The organism is Allobosea sp. LjRoot237 (assembly GCF_964253285.1).
Classification (GTDB): Bacteria; Pseudomonadota; Alphaproteobacteria; order Rhizobiales; family Beijerinckiaceae; genus Allobosea.
In genome coordinates this window covers 4,958,528-4,982,240 of sequence record NZ_CAXUQP020000001.1, presented here as the reverse complement: position 1 = coordinate 4,982,240, position 23,713 = coordinate 4,958,528, and the positions used below count along the sequence as shown (strand labels likewise).

Genomic DNA, 23,713 nt, shown 5'->3' with positions numbered 1-23,713 from the left:
CGTCAGCCGGCGAGCGCCGCTTCCACCGCGGCGCGGTCGAAGCCTTTGAGGCCGATCACCACGAGCCGGCCGTCGCGCGCCTCGTCTGCGCCCCAGGCCCGGTCGTAATGATGACCGACGCGCCGGCCGACGCCCTGCACCACGAGCCGCATCGGCTTGCCGGGGATGCCGGCGAAGCCCTTGAGGCGTAGCACGCCCTCGGCCTCGGCCGCCTTGGCGACGCGGGCGACGAGTTCTTCTGGCGAGGTCGCCTGCGGCAGCGGCAGCGCGACGCTGTCGAAATCGTCATGGTCGTGATCCTCGCCCTCGCCATGATGCGAAGGGCGCGCGGCGAGATCGGCCTCGGCCGCGGCCCCGAGGCCGATGATCAGGGCCGGCTCGACCTTGCCATGGGCCGTCTCGACCACCTTGATCGCCTTGGGCAGATGCTGGGCGATCTCTGCCTTGACCCGCTCGCGGCCGGCGGCGTCGACGAGGTCGCTCTTGTTGAGCAGGATCAGGTCGGCGCAGAGAATCTGATCCTCGAACACCTCTTCCAGCGGGTTGTCGTGGTCGACGGCCTGGTCCTGCGCTGCCTGGGCTTTCAGAGCCTCGGGATCATCAGCGAACTGGCCCTCGGCCACCGCCGGCCCGTCGACCACGGCGATGACGCCGTCGACGGTGACTCGGCTGCGGATCGCCGGCCAGTTGAAGGCCTTGACCAGCGGCTTCGGCAGGGCAAGGCCGGAGGTCTCGATCAGGATGTGCTGCGGCGGGTTCGGCCGGTTCAGCAGCTTCTCCAGCGCCGGGACGAAATCGTCGGCGACGGTGCAGCAGATGCAGCCATTCGGCAGTTCGACGATGTCGTTCTGTGTACAGCCCTCGATGCCACAGCCGGCGATGAAGGAACCGTCGAAGCCGAGATCGCCGAACTCGTTGACCAGCACGGCGAGGCGCTTGCCGCCGGCATTCTCGAGCAGATGGCGCACGAGTGTGGTCTTACCAGCGCCGAGGAAGCCGGTGATGATCGTGCACGGCACCTTGCCGAGCGTCGTGGTCTGGGGAGCGTTCATTGATCTGATCCTTGCAGGCGCGGCAGGGGAGGCACGCGCGCGACCACGCCCTTGCGAAACGAGACGGGTCTTTCTTTCCAGGGAACGATGCCGTTGGCGCTGGCGGCAAAGCTCTCCGCCGCGCCGACGATCTCGTCGAGATGAAGACCGGCGTCGAGATCACCGATCAGATAGGTCCATTTGCCGTCGGCCGCGAGCGCGATGGTGCAGGGCCGCTTGCAGACGGCGAGGCACTCGACCGGGATGACGGCGATGCCGCTGCCGGCCATGCGCTCGGAGAGCGCCGTCGCGAGGCCGATGCCGGGCTGGTCGTAACCCTCCGGCAGGTCCTCGCGCTGGCGCCGGCAGACGGTGCAGACATGGATGGTGCAGCCCGGCTCTTGCCGAGCTTCCGTCGCGAGGGCGAGATCGCCTTCGAGCATCGAAACGCCTCCTTGGATTGGCGCGGCCACAACCGGCCGCGCGAGGCGTCAGGCCACCGCAGCTGCGGCGCTACGGCGCGAAAGCCACGGCCAGAGCACACCGACGGCAAAGCCGGTGGCGAGCCAGAGCGCGGCCTGGATGGCGAGCGAGAGCGCGGCGAAATGCGCGGCGATCTCGGCCGGTACCTTGCTCTCCGGCGCGGCCGGGTGCGGCGCGCCGATCAGATGCGGCAGCAGCAGTGCCAGCACGGCGAGCGCCCGGGCCCAGGAGGCTTCGACCCGCAGGAACACGAAGAGCGCGCCGGCAGTGACCACGGCCGTCAGCAGCCACCAGAGCTGGCGTTGCTGCAGCTCGGCTGCGGCGGAGCCCGGTAGCTCAGGCGCCAGCCCCATCGCCGGAGCGAGCCCGAAGGCGAGGAAACCGCATATCGCCCAGGCGAGCGCCCGGCGCTGATCGATCTGTTCGTTCGCGGCGATCATCCCGGCGAGCAGCAGCGCAGCGAAGCCGATCGCGGTGGCGATCGTCACCAGGCTGGTGAAGGCGGTGCGCTGCAGGCCGTCCTGCGGCTTCCATTCGTGCTCGCCAGTGTGTTCCGCCCCGGCTTTCGGGTCGTTATGGGCGAGAATGATGCGGGCGTCGCCGGTGAAGGCGGCCTGCATCGGTGCGCCTTGCATGCGCAGCGCCGCCTCATAGGTCTCGGCCTTGAGGATCAGCGGGGTGGTGGTGACGTGCTGGAGTGCCGAGATCAGCAGCCCAGCCAAGAGCCCGGCCAGGATGCTGACCGTGAGAACACGCGTGACCATGTGCTTCCCCTCAATGGCAGGGGAAGGCGAGGCCGTGACGCGTGTCGTGCGCCGCGTTGTGGACGTTGGACGAGGCGGCGAAGCCGACGGTGTAGATCAGCACGAAGCCGAGGATCAGCGCGGCGGCAACGGCTTTCGCCCGTTCGGAGACGCTGGCCTGGCTGGTGACGGTAGCCGTATTCATCTTGGTTCACTTCCTGGCCACCCCACCGGCAGCCTGTTGGACGACATCGAACGACGGCAGGTCTCCTGGCTCACGGCTTGGTGTCCTGCTCCGCCTTCCCGGGAAACCCAGTGGCCGATGGCGCAGGACGCGCCGCTTACAGTTGCGGGGGCAGCCGCGGCATCGCACCGCGTTCCCTTTTCACCTCGTCACCGAGGCACCGTCAGGGATGATCATTAGCCATCGGGCAGGCACTGTGCAATGCAGTCACGTCATTCTCGGCCGGATCGAAGCGGAGGGCCGAGAATCTCCTGAAAGAGATGCTCGGGTCGAGCCTGAGCATGACGCGGAGACTGCGCCATGACCCTCCCCCCGCTCACCCTCGTCCTCGGCGGCGCCCGTTCCGGCAAGAGCCGCCATGCCGAGGCGCTGATCGAGGCGCTGCCAGGCCCCTGGACCTATATCGCTACGGCTCAGGCTTATGACGACGAGATGCGTGCCCGCATCGCCGAGCACCGCGCCCGCCGTTCCCGCGATTGGCAAACGGTCGACGCTCCGGTCGCCCTGCCCGAGGCGATCCGCAATGCCCGGGCGGGGCAACCCATCCTGGTCGATTGCCTGACGCTCTGGCTGACCAATCTCTTGCTCGCCGAGCGCGATATCGCGATCGCGACCGGCGAGCTCGTCGCAGCCTGCCGCGAGGCGACGGCACCGGTCGTGCTGGTCTCGAACGAGGTCGGCCTCGGCATCGTGCCGGACAATGCGCTTGCCCGGCGCTTCCGCGACGAAGCCGGCCGCCTGCATCAGCGCCTTGCGGCGCAGGCCGGACGCGTGGTCTTCATGGTCGCCGGATTGCCGACGCAGGTGAAGTAGAAGAGCGACATGATGACGGACGAGGCTGAGGACGCTGCCCGCCACAAGGCGAAGATGGCCAAGCGCAAGGCGGTGCAGGATGCCGAGGTCGCCAGCAAGACGCGCGAAAAGGGCCTGCTGATCGTCAACACCGGCCCCGGCAAAGGCAAGTCGACAGCCGCCTTCGGACTGATCCTGCGCGCGCTCGGCCATGGCTGGCGCATCGGTGTCGTGCAGTTCATCAAGGGCGCCTGGTCGACCGGCGAGCGCAAGGCGCTGGATGCCTTCGGCGACCAGGTTTCCTGGCATTCGATGGGCGAGGGCTTCACCTGGGAGACGCAGGACAAGGCCCGCGACATCGTCGCCGCGACTCGCGCTTTCGAGAAAGCGAAGGAGCTGATGTCCGATGACAGCATCCGGCTGCTGGTGCTCGACGAGCTCAACATCGCGCTCCGCTACGACTACCTGCCACTCGCAGACGTGGTCGCGGTGCTGCAGGGGCGCCGGACCGACCTGCACATCGTCGTCACCGGCCGTAACGCCAAGCCGGAACTCATCGAAGCGGCCGACCTCGTCACCGAGATGACCTTGATCAAGCACCACTTTGCCGCCGGCGTGAAGGCGCAGGAGGGGATCGAGTTCTGAAGCTGATTCCAGATAACCCGGGTCATCCCGGACGGAGCGAAGCGGAGATCCGGGATCCATTCCGGAGCCTTCCCGAAAGAGGTTCCGGAATGGGTCCCGGGTCTCCCTCCGATCGCCCGGGACGACAGTCCTCAGGGCATCGTCAGGGCAAAAATCGTCCCGATACCTGCAAGTCCCCAGAGCAGCAGGCAGGCTTGCCGGTAGAGGCGCAGCGCCCGCCTGATATCCGCGGCCGTCGCCTCGGCGCGGCCATCGCCCATCCAGCCATCGTCGACCCTGACAGCGCCATAGACGCGTGGTCCAGCCAATCGCAGCCCGAGCGCTCCGGCCATCGCCGCCTCCGGCCAGCCGGCATTGGGCGATCGGTGGTGCCCGGCGTCGCGACGCACAGCGCGCCAGGCCGCGCCGGCATCGGCCTGCCGGTCGAGCACCGCGGCAACAGTCAGCAGCAGCGCGGTCAGCCGCGAAGCGGGTAAATTGACGAGGTCGTCGAGCCGCGCCGCGGCCCAGCCGAAGGCGAGATGGCGCGGTGATTTGTGGCCGATCATCGAATCGGCGGTGTTGATCGCCTTGTAGAGCGCCCCGCCCGGCAGGCCGCCTGCGCCAAGCCAGAAGGCCGGCGCCACCACTCCGTCGGAAAAGTTCTCGGCGAGGCTCTCGATCGCGGCGCGCGCCACGCCGGCTTCATCGAGGCTCTCCGGGTCGCGGCCGACGATCATCGCGACGGCCTTGCGTCCACCGGCGAGCCCGCCTTGCTCCAGTCCTGCGGCGACATCGGCGACATGGTCATGAAGGCTGCGCTGGGCCAGCAGTGTCGAGGCCAGCAGCGCCAGCGGCAGCGCGGCGAACGCGCCAGCAAGGCGGCAGAGCCCGACAAGAGCAAGCGAGGCAGCAAGGGTCACGCCGAGCAGGATCGATAACGCCGCGACGCCGGCCAGCCGCCGCATCGCGAAGCTCGCAGTCTCGCGGTTGAGGTTGCGGTCGAGCCAGCCGATCAGCGCGCCGATCCAGGTGACGGGATGGCCGATCCATGCGAACAGGCCCGCCGGATAGCCGATCGCCGCCTCGATCACGAGGGCGGCGAGGAGCAGCGGCAGGCTTTCGGAGAGCGACATGGCGGCCGAGGAGACGAAGGAAGCGATCTGGCACGGCGGCGATCTCGCCATGGCCAAGGCGCTGTTCCCGCAGGCGCCAAAACCCTGGATCGATCTCTCGACCGGTATCAATCCGATCCCCTATCCGCTTCCGGAGCTGCCGTTAAGCCTGTGGCAGCGCCTGCCGGGCAAAGCCGAGGAGGCGGCGCTGCTGGCGGCGGCCCGCAAGGCCTATCGCATTCGGGCCGAAAGCGGCCTCGTCGCTGCGCCCGGTACGCAGATTCTGATCGAATTGCTGCCGCGTCTGGTTCCGGCCGCCAGGGTCGCCGTGCTCGGGCCGACCTATGGCGAGCACGCGCCGGCCTGGCGCAAGGCGGGGGCTGAGGTGCGCGAGATCGCTGACCTCGCCGACGCCGGCGATGCCAATGTCCTCGTGCTGGTCAATCCGAACAATCCAGATGGCCGCATCGCTCCCCAGCAGACGCTGGTTGCACTGATCGGAGCGCTCGCGGCGCGAGGCGGCCTGCTGGTGGTCGACGAGGCCTTCGCCGACTTTGCGCCGGGCGCGAGCCTGCTGCCGATCCTGCCGGATGGGGCACTGGTGCTGCGCTCCTTCGGCAAGGCCTATGGGCTGGCTGGCCTGCGTCTCGGTTTCGCGATCGGCGAGCCACGCCTGACCGAAGCCTTGCAGGCGATGCTCGGCCCCTGGGCCGTGGCCGGTCCGGCGCTGCATGTAGGGGCGATCGCGCTCGGCGATGCCGATTGGCTTTCGGCTGCAGGGGAGGCGCGTGCGGCTGACAGCGGGCGGCTCGATACGCTCCTTGGTCCCTATGGCCGCATCGTCGGCGGAACCGTGCTCTATCGCTTGCTCGAGACACCGCACGCAGCGTTCCTGTTCGAGTGGCTCGGCCGGGCCGGAATCTATGTCCGCCGCTTCCAGCACGATCCCACGCGGCTGCGCTTCGGCCTGCCGGGCGATGAGGCTGCATGGTCGCGGCTGGCAGGCGCGCTCGCAACGGTCTGAATTCCGCTGCGCGGCCACCGCAGCCGGCGCATGCGGGTGGGGGCGGGACGAAGCGGCGCCCCGCCGCTATCGTCAGGTGATTCCAGCGATCCGGAGATCAGAAGCATGCAGCCCTGGCCGAAGCAGTCCGCGCTCACCATCGGCTTCGCGCATGCAGCCTATCAGCTGCGCGACGAGTATCTGGCGCGCAATGGCGCGGCGACGAGCTTCGAGGTCCGCACCGTCGACGATCTCAAGGCCCGCGCCCATGAAGCCGACGTGCTGGTCGTCTCCGGCCTCTGGCGCAACGACATGCTGGAGGGGCTGAGCAAGCTGCGCTTCATCCAGTCGATCAGCGCCGGCACCGACCAGTTCGACAAGCAAAAGCTGGCCGCGGCCGGCGTGCGGCTCGCCAGCGCCCAGGGCGGCAATGAGCGCGCCGTCGCCGAGCATGCGATTTCGCTGATCCTGGCGCTCGCCCGCCAGCTCCATCTCGCCCGTGACAACCAGGCCAAGCGGTTCTGGCGGCCGATGATCGGCGACCGCTCCCGCCGCGAGGACGAGCTCGGTGGCCGCACGTTGGTGATCGTCGGGCTCGGCCGCATCGGGCTGCGGCTGGCGGCGATCGCCTCCGCCTTCGGCATGCGCGTCATCGGCGTGCGCCGCCGGCCGGGTTCGGAGCCGAATGTCGAGCGGATCGTGCCGCCGGCGGAATTGCACGCCGCGCTGGCGCAGGCCGATTTCGTCGCGCTGACCTGTCCGCTGACGCCGGAGACGGAAGGGCTGATTGATGCCGCCGCGCTCGCCGCGATGAAGCCGTCGGCCAATCTGATCAACGTCGCGCGCGGCCGCGTCGTCGACGAACTCGCGCTGATCGCGGCGCTCGAGGCCGGCCGCATCGCCGGCGCCGGCATCGACTGCGTCTATGAGGAGCCACTGCCTGCAACCTCGCCGCTCTGGGCGATGCCGCAGGTGCTGCTGACGCCGCACAGCGCCGGCGAGACCCGCGCTTATGAGGGTAACGTCATCGACATCCTGCTCGACAATCTCGGCCGGCTGGAGCGCGGCGAGGCCGCGCTCCAGAACCAGATCGTTTGAGCTACCGTCATTCCGGGGCAGGCCGCAGGCCTGAGCCTGGAACCCATGAACACGAGGTCTTTCGGAACGCACGACGATCGTCGTGCCTTTTTCTGTCGGTCCCGCGGGTATGGGTTCCGGGCTCGCCGCTGCGCGGCGCCCCGGAAAGACGGTCGCGGCCGCCTCGTCACGCCTTCAGCTTGCGCCCCAGGAAGTCGCGGATCAGGGTCGCGATCTCCTCACCCTTGTCCTCCAGCGCGAAATGGCCGCTGTCGATCAGGTTGAGCTCGGCTTCGGGCAGGTCGCGCATATAGGCGCGGGCCCCTTCCGGCGGGAAGATGAAGTCGTTCTTGCCCCAGGCGATCAGGGTCGGCGGCTTGCGCTCGCGGAAGAAGGCGTGGAACTGTGGGTAGAGCGCGACATTGCTGCCATAGTCCTTGAACAGGTCGAGATGGATCTCGCTGACGCCGGGCCTGTCGATCAGCATCTGGTCGATCAGCCAGCTGTCGGGATCGATCAGGCTCTTGTCGGCGACACCGTCGAGATATTGCGAGCGCGTCGCCTCCAGGGTCAGCCCGCCGCGCATCTTGTCGCGCCCGGCCGGCGTGTCGTCGGCCCAATAGGCCTTCACCGGGATCCAGAAGTCGCGCAGGCCCTCATCATAGGCATTGCCGTTCTGGGCGATCAGCGCCGTCACCTGCCCGGGCCGCTTCAGCGCCAGGCGGAAGCCGACGGGCGCGCCATAGTCCATCACATAGAGCGCGAAACGATCGATCCTGAGCTCGGTCAGGAATGTGTCGATCAGCTCGGCGAAACGGGCGAAGCCGTACTTGAAGCTCGCGCGGTCCGGCACCGCGCTGTGACCGAAGCCCGGATAATCGGGCGCGATCACTCGGTAGCGGTCAGACAAGGCCGGGATGAGATTGCGGAACATGCGCGATGAGCTCGGGAAGCCGTGCAGCAAGAGCAGTACCGGCGCATCGGCAGGGCCGGCCTCGCGATAGAAGATCTCGATGCCGTCTATGGTGATCGTGCGGTGATGGGTGGGCTGCGTCGAGGCCTTTGCCTGCGCCGGGGCCGCGAAACCGGAGAACGCCCCGCCGGTCGCTGTTGCTGACAGGGCAACGAAGGCGTCGCGGCGGCTGAATGAATCCTGCGTCATCTGAGGTCTCCTCGCGTAGGCCGGCGATGAACCGGCCGATTTCGTAAGGGGAACATATGGGCTGACGAAATTCGGCAGAATGGCTATATCAGGAAAGCTATTCTTCCAGAAAATGGAATGACGATGGATCGGTTGGAAGCGATGCGCGTCTTCGTCAGCGCCCTCGACGAGGGCAGCCTGGCCGGGGCGGGACGACGGCTCGGGCGCTCCGCCCCGGCCGTGACGCGGGCCATCAATGCGCTCGAGGGCCATGTCGGGGCTAGGCTGCTCGACCGCACCACGCGGATGATCCGTCTCACCGAATCCGGAGAGCGCTATGCCGCCGCCTGCCGGCGCGTCCTCGTCGATCTGGAGGAGGCCGAGCTGCAGGCGGCGGGTGAACGCGCCGCGCCGCGCGGTCTCCTCACCCTGACCGCCCCGGTCGTTGCCGGCACGCGCCTCCTGCGTCCGCTGGTCGATGCCTTCCTCGACGAGCAGCCTGAAGTTCAGGTCAGGCTGCTGCTCCTGGACCGCGTCGTCAGCCTGCTCGACGAGGGCGTCGATCTCGCCCTGCGTATCGCCCATCTGCCGGATTCTAGCCTGATCGCACTCCGGATCGGCAGCGTGCGCCAGATCGTCTGCGCCGCGCCATCCTATCTTGCGCAATACGGCGTGCCGCAGGAGCCCGGCGACCTCGCCGGCCATCGCTGCATCGCGCAGATCCATCCGCTCGCGGGCGAGCTCTGGACCTTCCCACCGAAGGCCGAGGGCGGTCGGCCGCGTCAGGTCAGGGTCAAGCCGCGTCTGATGGCGAGCTCGGTCGAGGCGGCGATCGCCTCGGCGGTCGACGGGCATGGCTTGGTGCGCCCGCTCTGCTATCAGGTCGCCGACGAGGTGCGCAGCGGCCGGCTCAGGCTGGTGCTGACGGATTGTGAACCGGAGGCGCTTCCGGTCCATCTCGTCGCGCCGGAGGGCAGGCTTTCCGTCGCCAAGGTCCGCGCCTTCGCCGATTTCGCTCTGCCAAAGCTGAAGGCGCGCTTCGCAGAACGGGTCGGCTAGCGCGCCTTGATGTCAGAGGGTGGAGTTCGCAGCTCACCAGCGCGGGCGCGGGCCGTAGCTGCCATCGCAGCCGACGAGCGGGCCACCTGGATAGTAGTCGTCGATGACGATGTCCGGCATCTGGCAGCCACCGCGGCTGACACTGCGATTGATGCGGCGGCGTTGCTGGCCGTAATCATCGGGATCGGCCCAGACGGTGCGGCCATCATAGCGCGGCTCCGCCGGGCGATCGAGCGTAGGCCTCTGGGCCACGACACGCGGCGCCTGGACGCGCTGCGGCGCCTTCTCGGTGGCCTGCTGGCGCACTGGCGGCACGGGCGCTGTGGCGACGTCGGCCGTGTCCTTACTGTCCTTGCCGGCGACCTGCGAGGCCGGGACGACCGTATCCTCGGCAGTGGCGCGCACCAGCTTCTGGACGCCGGTGTCGAGCGCCAGCGTGCGGAAGGAGGCGTCGCCGCAGCCGCCGCAGCGAGCCGGGTCAAGCGGGACGAGATCGACGCGCGCCTTGCCGTCGTCGCTGGCCTGGCCTTCGCCGGCGGCACGGGCGGCGATGACAACCTTGGCGGCGTCTTCGAGCTGCATCTCGATCAGCTGGGTGCGCAGAGCGCGGGCCCGGCGATAATTGACGACCTCGTCGCCGCCCGAGACCAGGATGGCGAAAGGAGCGCCCTTGGGGGCGTTGCCGCGGAAGACGTCACGCAGCTGGGTGATGGCGCGGCGTGCGTCGGAGGTGACCTCCCAGCTGCCGGGCGCGAACGGGATCTGGCGCGTCGTCATGATCTCGCGGGCCGCCTGGGCGACGCCGAACGAGACCGTGCGCGAGGAGAATTCCAGCTTCAGCGACTGCGGCCGCTCGGCGACCTTCGGCGCATCCGGGTTACCCCCGCTGGCCTGCGCCAGCTGGGTCGCCGCGGCGCCGGGCGCGCCTTCACGCTCGGACTGGGCGAAGGTCGCGCCTGCCGAGACCATGATTGCGAGCGCTGCGACGGCAAGGCGCAGGCGGCTGTTGCGCTGGCGGGCGGTCTGGTCGAGCTGGAAGCCCATGGCGGGTCTCCTCATGAACGGATGTGCCTGGGCACGTTACTTGGCTCTTGGCGAACCTTGAGCCGGTTTCGCGAATGCCTACGCAAAGGCTGAGCGTCTGTGATGAACGCGCGCGCGTAGGAGGCCGCGCATTCATCCACTGTTCAGGAAAAAATGCGGCTCGAAGCGAAAATGCGGCAAACAGTGGCAAAGCTCGGGAAACGCCACTGCTGCGACCCGCTTTCACCCGACCGGGACGTCGCATTGTCGAGGCTACTGGACTATGCGAAGAGAGGGTAAACAGGGGGTTTGGCTATGAAGAACGCAGATGAGCGCAAGGACAACATCGAGCTTCCGCAGATGATGTCCCGTCGTGCGCTCGGCGGATTCGTCCTTTCGCTGCCGCTGCTCAGCGCCGTTCCTGCATTGGCGCAGACTGATCAGGGCGCGACCAACATCCTGCGCTCGCTCGCACCGCATGATCGCGTACCGGGCCGCGCAAGTGGTGGCGGTAAGGTCGTGGTGCGCCGTGTCGCGCCAGTGCCGCGCCGGGTCCATCCGCGCGGTTACGGCCAGGATGTCGTGATCGACCTGACCCGTCGCGTCGAGGTCACCGTCTTTTTCGACAACGACTCGGCATCGCTGCGCCGCGGCGCGGAAGCCACGCTGATGCGGCTTGCATTGGCACTGCGCGATCCGATCCTGCTCGATCAGCGCTTCCTGATCGCCGGGCACACCAGCGCCGAGGGTGGCTACGACTACAATGTCGAGCTGTCGCAGGAACGGGCCGCTGCGGTCCGCGATTGGCTGGTTTCCTATGGCGAGATCGGACCTGGCCGCCTCGTCGCCCACGGCTTCGGCCCTGACATGCTGCGCAACCCGCGCAGCCCGTATTCGCCCGTCAATCGCCGCGTCGAGGTCATCGCCATCACCGGCTGAGTTCTACCGTCTTCCCGAAACAACCATTTGCCTCAGGGGGCACCGTCATGGCTTTGTTCAAGCGTCTCATGCTCGGCTTCGCGTTGCTGATGTCCTTCGCAGCCGTCGCCCACGCTCAATCGCCGAATTCTCGCATCAACCTCCTGGTGATGTCGGACGATGCCGATCCGGATACGGTTCCGCGCAACAACCGCATCTTCAACCGGGTCCAGCTCCAGCTTTCGGAGTATCTGAACACCCGCGGCTTCCAGGTCTATGACGAGACCAGCCTGGCGCTCGGCATCACCCAGACCGCCCGGGTCCGCCGCCGCGACGCCGAGCTGATCGAGATCGCCCGCGCCGTCTCGACCCCGGTCGACGCCATGGTCGTCTACCAGATCTACGCCTCGGCCCGCCGCGCCGTCGCCGCCGACATCCGCTTCCCCGAGATCCGCATCGCCGGCCGCGTGCTCAATGTCCGCTCCGGCCAGTTCATCGCGGCCTTCGAGGTCGGCGGCTTCCAGCTCCCGGCCCTGCCCAATCCCTGCAGCGCCGAGTGCCTGCTCGAGACCGTCGGCACCCAGTCGCGCGTCCTCGCCGCCGATCTCGGCGCCGCAATTGCCCAGAAGCTCGAGGGCTTCGCCCGCCCGAGCGGTGGTGCGGCTGCTGTCGGCAAGGATGGCATCGTCCTCGGCGGTGGCGCAGGCGGCGGCGCGGCTCCGGTCGCGGCTGGTGGCGACGGCTGCAACAACCTGCCGACCGACTTCGTGATCCAGCTGCGCGACTTCACTGCCACGGAAGTCGACCGGGTCGAGAGCGAGTTCGTCCGCTGGGGTTGCTACCGCGCCCACCGCGCCACGCAGATGACCTCGACCTCGGCCGATTTCTTCTACTCGACCTCGGCCGACTCGGCTCGGCTGACCCGCAACTTCCGCCTGATGCTGGAGCTGGTTGGTCTGAACGGTCAGGTCACCTTCTCCGGCAACCGGCTGGTCGTCAGCAAGGTCGCCACCCGCTGATAAAAAGGGCCGGCGGGGTAACCATAAACCCCGGCCCTTCCCTGCAAAAAAGCCGCCCGGTCGACACAGGCCGGGCGGCTTGTTACTTTAATTATGGCAGCAATATGTGCCGGCCTGATGCGAACGGACTTGGCTGGGTTTCCGTTCGCCGCAGCTGACCGGTGTCCGATGCGGATATTTGAGATATGGATTGGGGCATTGACCCGGCTCGGGTCGCGGAGATCAGCACGATCGCGTCTTCGCGCCGGTTTTCCGCGCGGGACACCGAGAAGTTCGTTCTGGCGATCACCGGCAGTGGTTCGGAGAATGCCGACCTGCCACTCTGGGACATGTTGCAGGTGCTGTTCTCGCTCGGTGCGCTGACGGCAACCCCGCGCATGCCGGCCCGCGACGCGGCCATCGGCTGCATGCTCGACGAGAGCGGCATCCTGCTGCGGCCGTTGCGCCAGGATGGCCCAGTGCGCATCACGCTGGCCGGCGCCACGATCGAAGCCTCGGCGGCCGAGATCGTCCTCTCCTATGGCGCTGGCAATGGTGATGCGAAGACCCGCTCCTTCTCCTGGAGTCGGATCAGGCGTGCGCTCGGCCTCGCCGATTTCCTCTTCGCCGCCGAGGCGGACGAGCGCTCGGAGGGCGGGCTCGTCGCGTTGCGCACGGCGCTCGACGCCGTCTTCGCGCTGTCCGCCTTCGACGAGGACGGCATGAAGCGCGCGGTTCAGGAGCCGGCGCGGTTCATGCGGGCCTGGCGCCGGCGGCACCTGCCATTGCTGGCCTTTGCCGATCTGATCCGCCAGCGTGAGGCTTTCCTCAATGCGTCCGGCCGGCGCGAGCGTCAGCGCGAGTTCGATCCGGATGACCTTGTCTCGCTCTGGAGCTTCGCGCTGCTGCATGGCGAGACCTGGAGCTTCGCCCGCTTCGCCGAGCGCTTCAGCGCGCTCGTCCGTGAGGAACGCTCCAGTGTCGGCCGTCGCGACTTCATCGCCCCGGCCTCGATGGACACGCTGATGGCGCGGCAACCCTCGGAAAATCCCGAGGAGGCGCTGATCGCCTGGCTCGACTACCAAGCCGTCCTTGGCGAGCTCGAGCCGGAGGATCCCGAGGAAGAGGACGACGAGCCCGAGGAGGAGGATGAGGACGGCGTCGTGCGCGAGCGCGTCTACGCCGCCCTGATGCGCTTGCCGGCCGAGCCGAAGTTCCTCAACAAGGAGGAGCGCGAATCGATCGGCCGGGCGCTCGCCATCTTGCCGCTTGCCCACGAGCAGCCGCTGACGCTGGTCCGCTCACGCGCCGTCGCGCCCTGGGAGAACCGGCTGGTCGAGGCAAGCCGCCGCGTTGCCGGCTCCAATCGCGGCCAGGTCGACCAGAGCCCGGAGGCTTTCGACTATGCCGGCATCGGCGCAGCGCTTGCAGTCCTCGGCAAGCGGCTCGACGAGTTGCTGCTGATCGCCAACGCGCTCGAGGCGATCGAAGGCCCGCAGAACGAGGCGGCGACGGCCGAAGGGCAGAAGCTGCTGCGGCGCTGGCGTCATGATCGCGCCAGCTTCCGGGTCGACGATGCGAAACTGTCGCTGATCTTCGCAAGGCATGGGGGAGCACTGAGAACGGTCGCAGCAGCCCTGCACCGGATCAACAGGCAACAGAAGCGCTTCGGTGAAACGACGGACCTGGTCGCCCAGGCCGCCAGCGACGAGGCGCGGTTCACCGACGTCTTCTCGCAGCGCTATCAAGGGCGATCGAAACGGCCATGACAGACTTCCAAAACCAGGGTTCGCTCGAAGACGATCCCCGCGTCGGCCGCGCCACGGCCCGCCTGGTTCTGGCTGCGCTCGCGAGCGCCGAGCCGGAGGAGGCGGTTGCCGCGAGCATCAGCCGCGCCGATCTCTGGGCGCATGCCCGCCGCGTTCGTGGCGAGCCCGTCAACTTTGCTGCCGAACGCGCCATCCGCACCGATCCGGAGGCGGCACGGCTCTATCGCCGCTTGCTCTCTTTCCAGGCCGTGGCGCGTAGCGAACTTGCCGCCGCGGCCTATGACAGCAGCGCGACCCACCGCCGCATCGGCTCCTTCGAGCTCGACGTGATCGAGGAGGACGATGCGCCGCCGGCCCTGGTCATCCAGTGCCTGTCGGAGACCGACCCGGCTCCGACCATGATCGAGGTCGTCTCGATCGAGGGCGTCGTCCGTCTGCCGCTGCCAGCGCCGGTCGACAAGCACATCGTCATCGACCTGCCGCGTCAGGACGCCGAGCGCGATCTGCTGCGATTGATGCTCGCCAACCCGCTCGCGGGCGTTTATCTGCTGTAACGTCAGGAGCGCTGCCACAAACGGCGCTTTTGCCTGGCGCTGGGGACGGCGGGCCTGCGGGAGAGATGATGGCGGGAGATCAGAACGTCAGGCGCTCCGGTGTCTTTGTCGTCGTGCCGACGACCGACCAGCCGATCATCCTGAAGAAGCTCGCCTGGTCGGCACGCGTGCCGGTCTCGCGCGTCGTGCTGGCGACCGAGAGCTCCGAGGTCTGCGAGCCCTGGAGCACGCAGTACAGCAATCTGCTGCGCCCCGGTGAGCCCCTGCGCCAGATTCTCGGCCTGCCCGACGGTGGCAGCTATCGCCTTGCCGCGTCCGGCTCGATCGACCAGGGCAAGAGCTGGATGGTGCCGACGCTCGCGGCCCATTGCGCGCTCGCCCATGGCGAGGCGGTGACGCACAAGGCCGCCGAAGCCAAGCTCGTGATCTGGGGCACCGGCGCGATCGACCTCTCCGTCGCCGATACCGCGACCGAGGCGCGCGTCACCCAGCAGGAATACCATCTCACCACCAAGATCGACCGCTGCCGCCATCTCTTCGCCGATGCCGAGCATGGCGCGACGCCGGTGCTGGCGCTGGTGCCGCATGGCGAGGAGGCCGAGCGCGCCGTGGCGATCCTCGGCAAGATTCTCGGTGGTCAGCCGCATCATATCGTGGTGGCCTCTTCTCTCGCGGACATCGCTGCGCCGATTGACCTCTTCCTGCGCAGCGGCTCCTTCGAACCGCAGGCCGCGGCGTCCGCGCCGGTGCGGCCGGCCGCACCGGGATCGTCTTCGATGGCCCTGAGACCGTTCGAGCCCAAGACCACCGAGCAACCGGCCGTGCCGCAGCCGGGGCAGACTGTGGTGCAGCCGCGCCCAGCCGGGGACGAGACTTCGATCGCCGATGTGCTGAAGAGCCCGCAGGCGCCCCGGCCGCGCCGCTCGGTGCTCGGCGACAAGCCGGCTTCGACGTCCTCCTCGTCCCGCCTGCCGCTGATTGCAGCTTCCGCGGTCGTACTGCTCGCTGGCGCTGCTGGCGCGGGCTGGTACCTGACGCGCGGCGCTCCGTCCGAGGACCCCTACCGGACTCCGCCGACGCTGACCCAATCCGGGACCAGCGAGAGGACGCAGCCGGCCACCGGTCAGCAGAGCGGGAGCCAGCTGAGCACCGCGGCGCCCACGCTGGGACAGCAAAGCGCCGGCGCCCAAAGCGGGCCTACCGTCGTGGCGGGCTCTGCTCTGGCGAAGCTGGTGACCTTGTCCGCACCAGTCGGCAGCAGTTGCGAGGCCCAGATCTACGAGATTCGCCCGCGCTATACCGAGGCTGCGGTCGATATTGGCGAGATGGCGAGCGTCCTGATCGACGGCCAGGATATCTGCGGACTGGCGCTCGACCCGATCGCACCGGCCAAGTTGAAGTTCCAGAGCGGCACTGGTCCGGCCGCAGTCGCGTCGAAGTCGAGCGCGACCCGTGTGGTCTTCAATCCGAACGCGATCCGCGGCGGCATCACCGCCTTCCCGGTGATTCAGGTCGAAGAGCCCAAGGCCCTCTCGATTCAGATCCAGCGGCGCTGAGCCAACGCAGCCGTCATGCTCGGGCTTGACCTGAGCATCTGAGGCCAGACGAGGCTCCAATCTTAGCCTCCCCGTGACGAGATTCTCGGGTCTGCGCTTCGCTCTGCCCGAGAATGACGGTTGTGCGGCCGCTACAGCCCCCCGCGCGTCAGCCCGCGCCACAGTCCCCAGGGCGGCGGGTCGCTGGTCGGCGAGAGCTGACGGATTGCCGCGAGCCTCCCCGCTATCAGCGCGATCGCGATCGAAGGCAGCGCCATCAGCATGTGATGCGAGGTCGCCGCCGCGATGAAGGTCATTGGCTGCCCCATGACCGGCAAGAGGCCGAGCGCGTTGCCCCAGGAAATGCCCCAGTGCAGCGCGAAGATGGTAGCGATGCCGACCAGGATGATCGCCATGCCTTTGTTGGCGCCTTCCTGGGCCGAGCCCATGGCGCGCTCGCGCATCAGGCTCACCGCCAGGCAGAGCAAGCCGAAGACGGTAATGACCTGCGCCGCCAGCAAGGCGAGCCCTGCTGGCAGGCCGAAGCGCACCATCAGGAAGGTCGCGATGAAGTCGTTCTGCACAACCGGCAGCCGGACGAGGTCGCTGACGGTGAAGCGGCTTACGGTTTCGTCCTGCTCCTCACCCTTGCGTTCGGCGATCGGCGTGACGCGAGCGCCCGGCAGCATGGCGCAGAGCGAGACCGGCGATGGGGGCAGTTCGTCGAGCGCGCGGCGGACTTCGAGCGGCGTCTTGTCGAGACCGAGATCGAGCCTAGCCAATGTGCACGGCATTTCGGCGAGCGCGACCTTGGACTGCAGCAGCTGGAAGCCGAGATCGCGATGGATCACGTCCGGGCTGCGGTCCGCCGTCACGGCGCGCTTGGTGGCATGATCGAGGTCATACCAGGTCAGCAAGCGCTCGGCCGGTACGCGCAAGGGGCCGCCGCGCGCCTTCTCGAGCACATCGATTGCGGCGAGCCGCTCCTTGGGCAGGTTCCACTGGCCCGAGATTGCGTAGGTGACGAGGCCGGGGAAGACGTAGATCAGCGCCGCATTGATGCCGAGCAGGATGACGAGCACCAGCGCCAGCACGCCGCCACGTGGCCAGCCGAGCCGGCGGGCCTTGCGCTGCGGTGCATCAGCGCGGCGCAGGAAGACGCGCATGATCTCGACCAGGCGCTTCAGCGTGCTCGGTAAGAGGAAGGCGAAGGCGAGCACGACCGTGGTGACGATGATGATCAGTGCCGGCGAATAGTCGCTCTTCAGGAACGGCACCGCGGTCAGGAACAGGATGAAGACCAGCACGGTCGCGAGGCTGACCGTCAGCCAGGAGATGTAGTGGCGCTGGTTGTAGAAGAAGTCGATCCGCGAGAAGCCGAGGAAGATGTGCGCCAGCACCAGCACGAGCGCGATCTTGCCGAGCTCTACCGGCTGGAAGCCGGCGACGCCGGTTTCGGTGCCGAGCACGCCCCAGGCGACGAAGGCGGCAAGGATCAGGATCGCCGGCACGGCGCGCAGCAACTGGTCCTTGAAGCCGACGCCCATGAAGAAGGAGCGTGGCAGTGCCGCGATCGAGCGCTGTGGCTGGAAGGCGATGACCACCGCCACGACCGGGATCAGGTCGAAGAACAGCAGCTTGTTCTTCTCGGCATGGATGGTGAAGTCGGTCTTCTCGGCATCGATGCCCAGCGCGAGCAGGGTCAGGCTCCCGAGGCAACAGAGCATGACGATGCCGAGCCAGGTCAGCCTGAGCGGGGTGGTGAAGCGCGGCCCGACCATGATCGCGATGCAGGCGATCGCATAGGCGAGGATCGTGGCGTGCAGCGCTGCCTCATAGGAAATCGAGGCGCCGCCGAGCCGCGACAGCTCGGGCGCCAGCGCGAGCATGGTCGTCGCGCCGATGAAAGCGGTTGCTCCGAGCGCGCCGACGAGCCGTACCAGGATGGCGCTGCGCCGGAATAGCGTGGCGTGATGCATGGCCGAGAGCACGCCGAATACGGCGACGCCCAGCGTCAGCAGCAGGCGCACCATACGCTCGACGCCGTTGAGCGAGGCGAGCGGGTTGCCGATCTCGGCGCCCGACATCGGCTGGCGCGTCGGCGTCACCACCGGGCGCACGCTCTCGGTCGTCGCGGCGGCGCGCAGGATCTCGGCATCGTCGGGCCCGAAGCGGTGGGTCTTGCTGAGCGGCGTCAGCCGCAGCGGCAGGCGCCCGTTCGATTCCTGGCCGATGTCGACGGCATAGCGCGTGCGGCCGATGATCATGTGGCTGAGCCGCGCCGGCCCGTCCGGATCGAGTTCCCAGGCGATGTCGCTGAAGTCGGTGACGCGCTGGTTGCCGCGCGCGAACACGACCGGTGGGCGCGGCGCGTCGACGGCGTCGCCCGGCGCCAGGAAATAGCTGCCGCCGCGCGCGACGATGGTCAGCGCCTTGAATGGCAGGGCGCTGGCGGCGATATGCGCCTCCTCGCGCACCGAGCAGGTCAACCGCCCACCGAGCGAGACGATGCGGTCCTCGCCGCGCTCGTCGGTCGCGATCAGGCCGGTGACGATCTCGCGGATGCGGTCGGCGCCGCTGCGCGGCTGGCAGACGGAGAGCGCATTGCCGTCGAGCCTGAGCGTCGAGAGCGGGCCGGTGCTATCGACGGTGAGCTTGCGGGCGCCGGGGCGTCCGGCCTCGGTCAGGGTCAGCGCGAGCCGGCCCGGGCGGGCTTCGTCGACCGCGATCGCCAGCGCGCCGGCGGCAATGCGATCGCCAGGTTGGAAACGCCAGCGCGCCGAGAAGCTGCCGGCCCCGTTGAGATAGTCGAGCCAGAGCCGGCGCGTATTGGCGACGTTGCGGATGGTGACGCGCCCGTCCTGCTGGCGGGTGAGGGCGACATGGCGCGCTTCCGCCGCGTCGAAGCGCTGTGGTTGCAGCAGTTCGCGCCGGCCGATCGTCACGGTCTCGCCGCGGGCAAGGGCGAGGTCGAGCCGCTCGAGGCTGACCACCGGCCGGGCGCTCTCGATCAGATGCGTGGTGTTGTGCCACCAGAAGCCGAGCACGGCGAGGCAGAGCGCCAGCAGCACGAGGCCGGTCAGCGCACCGCCGGCCCCGCCGATGCGGATGCGCGGCAGGCGGAAGGGCCGCAAGGTCAGCCAGCGCCCCATCAGCTGGCGCAGCGCGGTGGTCTCGCTCATGCCGGATCTCGCGGCAGTCGAGCACCGGAGGATGGGGCGGGGTGCAAGCCCTCCCCCCTTGTGGGGGAGGGTTGGGAGGGGGGTATCGCAACCGCATTCCTCTCCACGCTAAGCTCGGCATCTGTCGAGGGTGGCATACCCCCCTCTCTAACTCTCCCCCACAAGGGGGGAGAGGACAGGTCGCGGTTCCCAGCCGACATCACTTCTTGTCTCCGAGCGCGGCGATCTTGGCGAGCAGGCCGGCCATCAGCCGGCCGCAGGCGCGTCCGCCGGTTTCCCGCGTATGCGAGACCAGGCAGGTGAAGGCGATGCGCTTGCGACCTGCGACATTGTCCATCCAGCCGACGAACCAGGCCGAGTTCATGCCCTCGATGGTGTCCGCTGTGCCGGTTTTGCCGAAGATGCGCCGGCGCACATCCGGCGGCAGCGAGGCCATTACGCCGGCGGCGGTACCGCCTGGGGAGTTGACCACGCCGTAGAGACCGCGCTGGGCGTCGTCGAGGAAGGGTTCGGCCTGGCGCGGGTCCATGCCGGGGATCACCGGCTTGCCCTCGTTCGGCAGCGGGGTCTCGGCGACGTCCGAGACCGGTTTCAGCACACGCGGCAGGATGACCTTGCGGGCGCCGACCGAGCCATAGATCGAGGCCATCGCGATCGGGGTGGCGCGCACGCCCTGGCCGTAGGAGTTGGTGGCGAGGTCGATGCGCCTGGCATTGCGCTTGTCCTCGACCGCGAGATCGAGCGCCTCGCCGGTCAGCCGCTGTGCGCCGGGCACGATGCCCCGCGTCAGGTCGACGCCGGGCTGGGCGAGGCTGCCGGGCTGGGTGATCGGGTAGAGGTGCTCGGCCAGCTCGGCGAGGATCGTGCCGGTGCGGCCGGGGATGGTGGTGGCACGGCCGCCGACCTTGCGTCCGTCCATGGTCAGCGCCATGCCGGCGAACCACAGGTTCGACGACTTGATCAGCGCCTCGCAGAAGCCGATCTGGGCGCCGCGGCCGGCATCGGGGCAGCCGCTCTGCGCAGCCGACAGGATGCCGTAGTTGAAGCCTGCGCCGCCATAATTGGTGATCGGCACGCCGTCGACATTGAGGCCGCCGCCGCCCGCGATGCCGAAGATCTGCGCCTGCTGGGCCGGCGGCATGCGGCCCATGATCATGTCGGCAAAGCGCGGCTGCTCGCGCACCGCCAGGATGCTGGCGAGACCGGTGACCAGCTTGAAGGTCGAGCCCGGCATGGTGTGGACGTCGCCGGCGCGCCAGCCATGGCCGGCGAGCGGCGAGTCGCTGTCGCGCCCGGTCGAGAGCGCCTGGATGTCCCAGCTGTGCATACCGGGCACGAAGTCGGGCCAGCTCGCGAGGCCGAGCAGCGAGCCCGGCTCGTCGCCGGCATCCATCAGCAACACGACGGCACGGCCGTCGCCCTGATCCGGCGGCTCCTGCTCGGGGGCGAGGTTGACCGGTAGTGGGCCCGGCTTGCGCGGGCGCTTCCCGCGGCCGAGGCGCTCGCCCATATGCTCGTAGACCGCCTCCTGTACCAGCTTCTGCAGGCGCGGCTCGATCGTCAGTGTCAGGTTCTCGCGGGTGCGCGCCCGGCCGAGCGCAGCCGAGAGCGAGCCGACATCGCCGGCGCCGTAGCCGATCATCGCCGTCAGGCCGAGCTCGTCGACGATCGGCAGCGGCACGCCATTGTTGTCGAGCGCCGGCGTGCCGTCGGCAAAGAACAGGGCGCGGGCCGCGCCGGTGCGCCGCTGGGTGACCGCGCCGCGCCAGCCGAGTTCGCAGACCAGCTTGGTTTTGGCCCGCTCGCAATCGGCCTCGATATGCGAGGAGCGCCAGAGCTTGACCTTACCGTCCTCGCTCTGCACGCCGCTTCCGCCGAGGATCTCGCGGGCGCGCGGCGGCACGGCCCGGACCGGCAGGCCCTCGAAGCTGATCTCGACATCGCGGCGGCGGGCGCCGGTGATGGAAAAGCGCCAGCCATGCGGCAGGCCCTGCTGGGCCTCCTCGGCGCAGGTGGCGAACTCGTCGCTGTCGGAACAGATGCGCTCGGCCGCGATGGTAAGCCCGGCGATGCGCACGGTCTGCTCGTCGCGCTTGGGATCGAGATTGACCCGCTCATTGCCGACGACGATGCGCGCGGGCTCCAGGATCATGTCGACGGTGATGCGGCGATTGCCGGGCGGCAGCCGTGTCGAGAGCACGAGCCGGTCGTCCGGCGCGCGCAAGGAACCGAACAGGGCCCAGTCGGAGAGCTGGTTGGCCCGGCGCTTGGCGAAATCGGCGAAGTCGCGCGGCGGCGGCACCGCATTCGGCATCACATTGAGCGGCGCGGCGAGATCGGTGGTCTGGGCGACGCGCGCAGTCCAGCCCGACGGGCGGCAGCCGGCCGGCACCACCGGCAGCGTCAGCGGCGTGCCGTCGGCGCAGCGCCGGTCCGGCGCGCGGTCGTCACGGGCGGCGGCGATCAGGAAGGAGTTGTTCCAGGCCAGCATCTCCGAGCGGATCTGCGCGCCGGCCGGCAGGTTGCAGAGCCGGTCGAGCAGCGTGCGCGAGAAATCCTTGGCGCCTTGCGGCGTCGGCGTGGTCAGCGAGGCATCGTAGAGCGCCTCGCAGGGCTGCGAGCGGATGACCGGGCCGGCGGGGTCGAGCCAGATCAGCCCGGTAGCGACGCCCTGCGCGAACAGGTCCTCGTTCGAGCGGCTGGTCTCGGTGAAGTCCGGCTGCTTGATCCAGGCACGGCTGGCGGCGAGCTCGCCGATCAGCCCGCCCGAGAGCCAGAGGAAGCCGACGATGGTGACGGTGCCGACCGTGACGGCGGTGACGCTGCGCTTGAGGCCGCGGAAGAGCGGATGGCTCATGGCGTCGCCTCCCGAAGCTCGACCACCAGCGGCCCGAGCACGAAGGGGCCGTTCGGCGGGATGATGCAGGTCCCGGCTGCTTGCGGCTTGCGCCCGCCGAGGATCCAGATGTCGCCGGCCGATTGCACGGCGACCCCGCCGGGCGCAGCCGCGATGAAGCCGACCGGATTGTGATCGTAGAGGTCGTCCAAACGCTCGACCACGCCCGAGCCGAACTGGACGCGTACCGCTTCACCGAGCCAGTCGAAGGTGCCGTAGCCGCGCGACGACTGGTCCGGGCCGAAGGCGATCGCGGTCTGCTCGCGCGGCAGGCCGATATAGCCGAACTCGCCGTCTTCCAGCATCAGCAGCGAGCGGCGGCGCCCGTCGAAGCTCATGCTCTCGGCGCGGACTTCGCCGCCGGCCCGGCTGTAGCGCAGTTCGCGCCGGTCGTAGCGACGGGCGTCGCGGCCCTGCACCACGATGCTGTCGCGCTGCGCCAGCATGGCGGAGGACATCAACCGCCCGCCATGGCTGCGCTCGACCCAATAGCGCGCCATGCGCCGGCCGCCGAAATTCTCGGGGATGGCGAGGCCGACCACGGCGAGATGCGGCCCCTTGGGCGGCTGCGCCTGCAGGCGGCTCGGTCTGCGGTCGAGGGTGACGTCGACGAGGCCGAGCGAGACCCGGCCGACCTGCGGGCGCACGCCCAGTATCTCGAAACGGGCGTCGACATTGCCGCCGGGCAGCGCCAGCGTCTCGACCTGGATCGCCTGGGCGCGCGCCTCCGGCGTCTGCGGCAAGGCGGTGAGCAGCGGTAGGCCGCCGGCATCGCGGGCGGAGGCGTCGACCGGAAAGCGCCCGAGGAAGAAGATCGTGCCGCCCGGCAGGTCCGGATGCACCGCCGGCGTCAGCATCTCGCTGCGCGAGAAGGCAAAGCGCGCCTGGCCGGAATAGAGACCGCCCGGCGTGTTGACGCCGATGATAGGCTGGCCGATCGCGGTCTGTGCATCCTGCCGGATCACCACCTCGCCATGCGGCAGCCGGTTGTCGGCCGGCGGGGCATAGACACCATGGCCGAGATAGACCGCGACCGGCGCGGTCGCGTGCAGGCTCTGCTCGACATGGACGGTGACGCCGATATCGGGATCGATCACGTCGCGAAAGCGCTGCTCGATCCGGTCGGCGAGGAAGCGGCCGAGTTCCTGTGCGCCGGGCAGCGCCTCGGCGGTCAGCACCACCAGCGAGGTGAAGGGCACGTCGATCGGCTGCGGGCCGCTGCCGCCATCGGTCAGCGCGATGCTGCGATGCCGGTCGATCAGGTCTTCCAGCGAGGCCTTGCCGTCCTTGGTCGGTTGCCCGCCCGCCATCAGGCTGAAGACCGGCTTGCGCCAGAGATTCTCGATGCCGGGCATGGCCTCGCCCGGCTCGCCGGCGACGGCGCGCAAGCTGGCCAGCCGCCGCGGGTCGTGCATCACCAGGTCCATGAGATCGGGCAGGGCCATGGCGTCAGCTCACTCGGGCGGAAAAGTCGGGAAGAGAATACGGTCGCGACGAGGCGGGCCGAGCCCGCCCTTGTGAACGCC

20 protein-coding genes and 1 riboswitch are annotated in these 23,713 nt (G+C 68.8%); of the genes, 10 read left to right on the top strand and 10 right to left on the bottom strand.

The genetic code is table 11. The features are described 5' to 3' along the window. Positions 1–2: 2 nt before the first annotated feature. Genes cobW through ACSQ24_RS24195 form a run of 4 tightly spaced genes read right to left on the bottom strand, consistent with a single transcriptional unit; the run spans position 3 to position 2,462 of the window. Positions 3–1,052: a cobalamin biosynthesis protein CobW gene (cobW, locus tag ACSQ24_RS24210; RefSeq protein WP_436097151.1), complete on the bottom strand. Its 1,050-nt coding sequence runs from the start codon at positions 1,050–1,052 to the stop codon at positions 3–5. After that, positions 1,049–1,474, bottom strand: coding sequence for a DUF1636 family protein (locus tag ACSQ24_RS24205; protein ID WP_436097150.1), 426 nt, complete (start codon positions 1,472–1,474; stop codon positions 1,049–1,051). Before ACSQ24_RS24205 ends, cobW begins: the two co-directional genes overlap by 4 nt. 48 nt (positions 1,475–1,522) lie before the next feature. After that, the gene (locus tag ACSQ24_RS24200; protein ID WP_436097149.1) at positions 1,523–2,278 is read right to left on the bottom strand and encodes a CbtA family protein; all 756 of its coding nucleotides are present in this window, start codon (positions 2,276–2,278) and stop codon (positions 1,523–1,525) included. Positions 2,279–2,288: 10 nt separating this feature from the next. After that, a complete protein-coding gene (locus ACSQ24_RS24195) occupies positions 2,289–2,462 on the bottom strand; it encodes a CbtB domain-containing protein (RefSeq protein WP_436097148.1) in 174 nt (57 codons plus the stop codon). A 38-nt stretch (positions 2,463–2,500) separates the two neighbouring features. Next, a riboswitch (cobalamin riboswitch) is annotated at positions 2,501–2,680 on the bottom strand. Positions 2,681–2,801: 121 nt separating this feature from the next. Here ACSQ24_RS24195 and cobU point away from each other — a divergent pair. Beyond that, positions 2,802–3,314 (top strand): bifunctional adenosylcobinamide kinase/adenosylcobinamide-phosphate guanylyltransferase, encoded by a 513-nt coding sequence (gene cobU / locus ACSQ24_RS24190; protein WP_436097147.1) that lies wholly within the window; start codon positions 2,802–2,804, stop codon positions 3,312–3,314. A gap of 12 nt (positions 3,315–3,326) precedes the next feature. Beyond that, a complete protein-coding gene (gene cobO / locus ACSQ24_RS24185) occupies positions 3,327–3,938 on the top strand; it encodes a cob(I)yrinic acid a,c-diamide adenosyltransferase (RefSeq protein WP_436097146.1) in 612 nt (203 codons plus the stop codon). Between the two features lie 131 nt (positions 3,939–4,069). Here cobO and cbiB read toward each other — a convergent pair whose 3' ends face one another. Further along, a complete protein-coding gene (gene cbiB / locus ACSQ24_RS24180) occupies positions 4,070–5,053 on the bottom strand; it encodes an adenosylcobinamide-phosphate synthase CbiB (RefSeq protein ID WP_436097959.1) in 984 nt (327 codons plus the stop codon). On the opposite strand from cbiB, the gene cobD reads away from it, so the two are divergent. Then, positions 5,052–6,056 carry a threonine-phosphate decarboxylase CobD gene (cobD, locus tag ACSQ24_RS24175; protein ID WP_436097145.1) on the top strand — a complete coding sequence of 335 codons (1,005 nt, stop codon included), beginning with the start codon at positions 5,052–5,054 and terminating at the stop codon, positions 6,054–6,056. The two genes, cbiB and cobD, sit on opposite strands and share 2 nt — an antisense overlap. Positions 6,057–6,161: 105 nt before the next feature. Further along, positions 6,162–7,133, top strand: coding sequence for a D-2-hydroxyacid dehydrogenase (locus ACSQ24_RS24170; protein ID WP_436097144.1), 972 nt, complete (start codon positions 6,162–6,164; stop codon positions 7,131–7,133). A 166-nt stretch (positions 7,134–7,299) separates the two neighbouring features. Here ACSQ24_RS24170 and ACSQ24_RS24165 read toward each other — a convergent pair whose 3' ends face one another. Continuing rightward, positions 7,300–8,274 carry an alpha/beta fold hydrolase gene (locus tag ACSQ24_RS24165; RefSeq protein ID WP_436097143.1) on the bottom strand — a complete coding sequence of 325 codons (975 nt, stop codon included), beginning with the start codon at positions 8,272–8,274 and terminating at the stop codon, positions 7,300–7,302. A 123-nt stretch (positions 8,275–8,397) separates the two neighbouring features. On the opposite strand from ACSQ24_RS24165, the gene ACSQ24_RS24160 reads away from it, so the two are divergent. Beyond that, on the top strand, positions 8,398–9,312 hold the full coding sequence (locus ACSQ24_RS24160) for a LysR family transcriptional regulator (RefSeq protein ID WP_436097142.1): 915 nt from the start codon (positions 8,398–8,400) through the stop codon (positions 9,310–9,312). A 33-nt stretch (positions 9,313–9,345) separates the two neighbouring features. Here the strand turns inward: ACSQ24_RS24160 and ACSQ24_RS24155 are convergent, their stop codons facing one another. Further along, positions 9,346–10,356 carry a hypothetical protein gene (locus ACSQ24_RS24155; RefSeq protein WP_436097141.1) on the bottom strand — a complete coding sequence of 337 codons (1,011 nt, stop codon included), beginning with the start codon at positions 10,354–10,356 and terminating at the stop codon, positions 9,346–9,348. Positions 10,357–10,650: 294 nt separating this feature from the next. Here ACSQ24_RS24155 and ACSQ24_RS24150 point away from each other — a divergent pair, with 294 nt between their 5' ends. The 5 genes from ACSQ24_RS24150 (at position 10,651) to ACSQ24_RS24130 (ending at position 16,130) form a co-directional block, all read left to right on the top strand. Further along, a complete protein-coding gene (locus ACSQ24_RS24150) occupies positions 10,651–11,274 on the top strand; it encodes an OmpA family protein (protein WP_436097140.1) in 624 nt (207 codons plus the stop codon). A gap of 47 nt (positions 11,275–11,321) precedes the next feature. After that, a complete protein-coding gene (locus tag ACSQ24_RS24145; protein ID WP_436097139.1) occupies positions 11,322–12,272 on the top strand; it encodes a hypothetical protein in 951 nt (316 codons plus the stop codon). A 185-nt stretch (positions 12,273–12,457) separates the two neighbouring features. Then, entirely contained in the window at positions 12,458–14,020 is a 1,563-nt protein-coding gene (locus ACSQ24_RS24140; protein WP_436097138.1) for a hypothetical protein, read from the top strand. Continuing rightward, positions 14,017–14,574, top strand: a complete 558-nt coding sequence (locus ACSQ24_RS24135) for a hypothetical protein (RefSeq protein ID WP_436097137.1) — start codon at positions 14,017–14,019, stop codon at positions 14,572–14,574. Before ACSQ24_RS24140 ends, ACSQ24_RS24135 begins: the two co-directional genes overlap by 4 nt. Before the next feature lie 68 nt (positions 14,575–14,642). Next, positions 14,643–16,130 carry a hypothetical protein gene (locus ACSQ24_RS24130; RefSeq protein ID WP_436097136.1) on the top strand — a complete coding sequence of 496 codons (1,488 nt, stop codon included), beginning with the start codon at positions 14,643–14,645 and terminating at the stop codon, positions 16,128–16,130. A 131-nt stretch (positions 16,131–16,261) separates the two neighbouring features. On the opposite strand, the gene ACSQ24_RS24125 is transcribed toward ACSQ24_RS24130, so the two are convergent. From ACSQ24_RS24125 to ACSQ24_RS24115, 3 genes are all read right to left on the bottom strand, one after another. Continuing rightward, positions 16,262–19,291 carry a hypothetical protein gene (locus ACSQ24_RS24125; protein ID WP_436097135.1) on the bottom strand — a complete coding sequence of 1,010 codons (3,030 nt, stop codon included), beginning with the start codon at positions 19,289–19,291 and terminating at the stop codon, positions 16,262–16,264. A gap of 199 nt (positions 19,292–19,490) precedes the next feature. Continuing rightward, positions 19,491–22,148 (bottom strand): penicillin-binding transpeptidase domain-containing protein, encoded by a 2,658-nt coding sequence (locus tag ACSQ24_RS24120; protein ID WP_436097134.1) that lies wholly within the window; start codon positions 22,146–22,148, stop codon positions 19,491–19,493. After that, complete coding sequence (locus ACSQ24_RS24115) at positions 22,145–23,632, bottom strand: hypothetical protein (protein WP_436097133.1); 1,488 nt, start codon at positions 23,630–23,632, stop codon at positions 22,145–22,147. The genes ACSQ24_RS24120 and ACSQ24_RS24115 overlap by 4 nt, the downstream gene beginning before the upstream one ends. Positions 23,633–23,713: the final 81 nt, after the last annotated feature.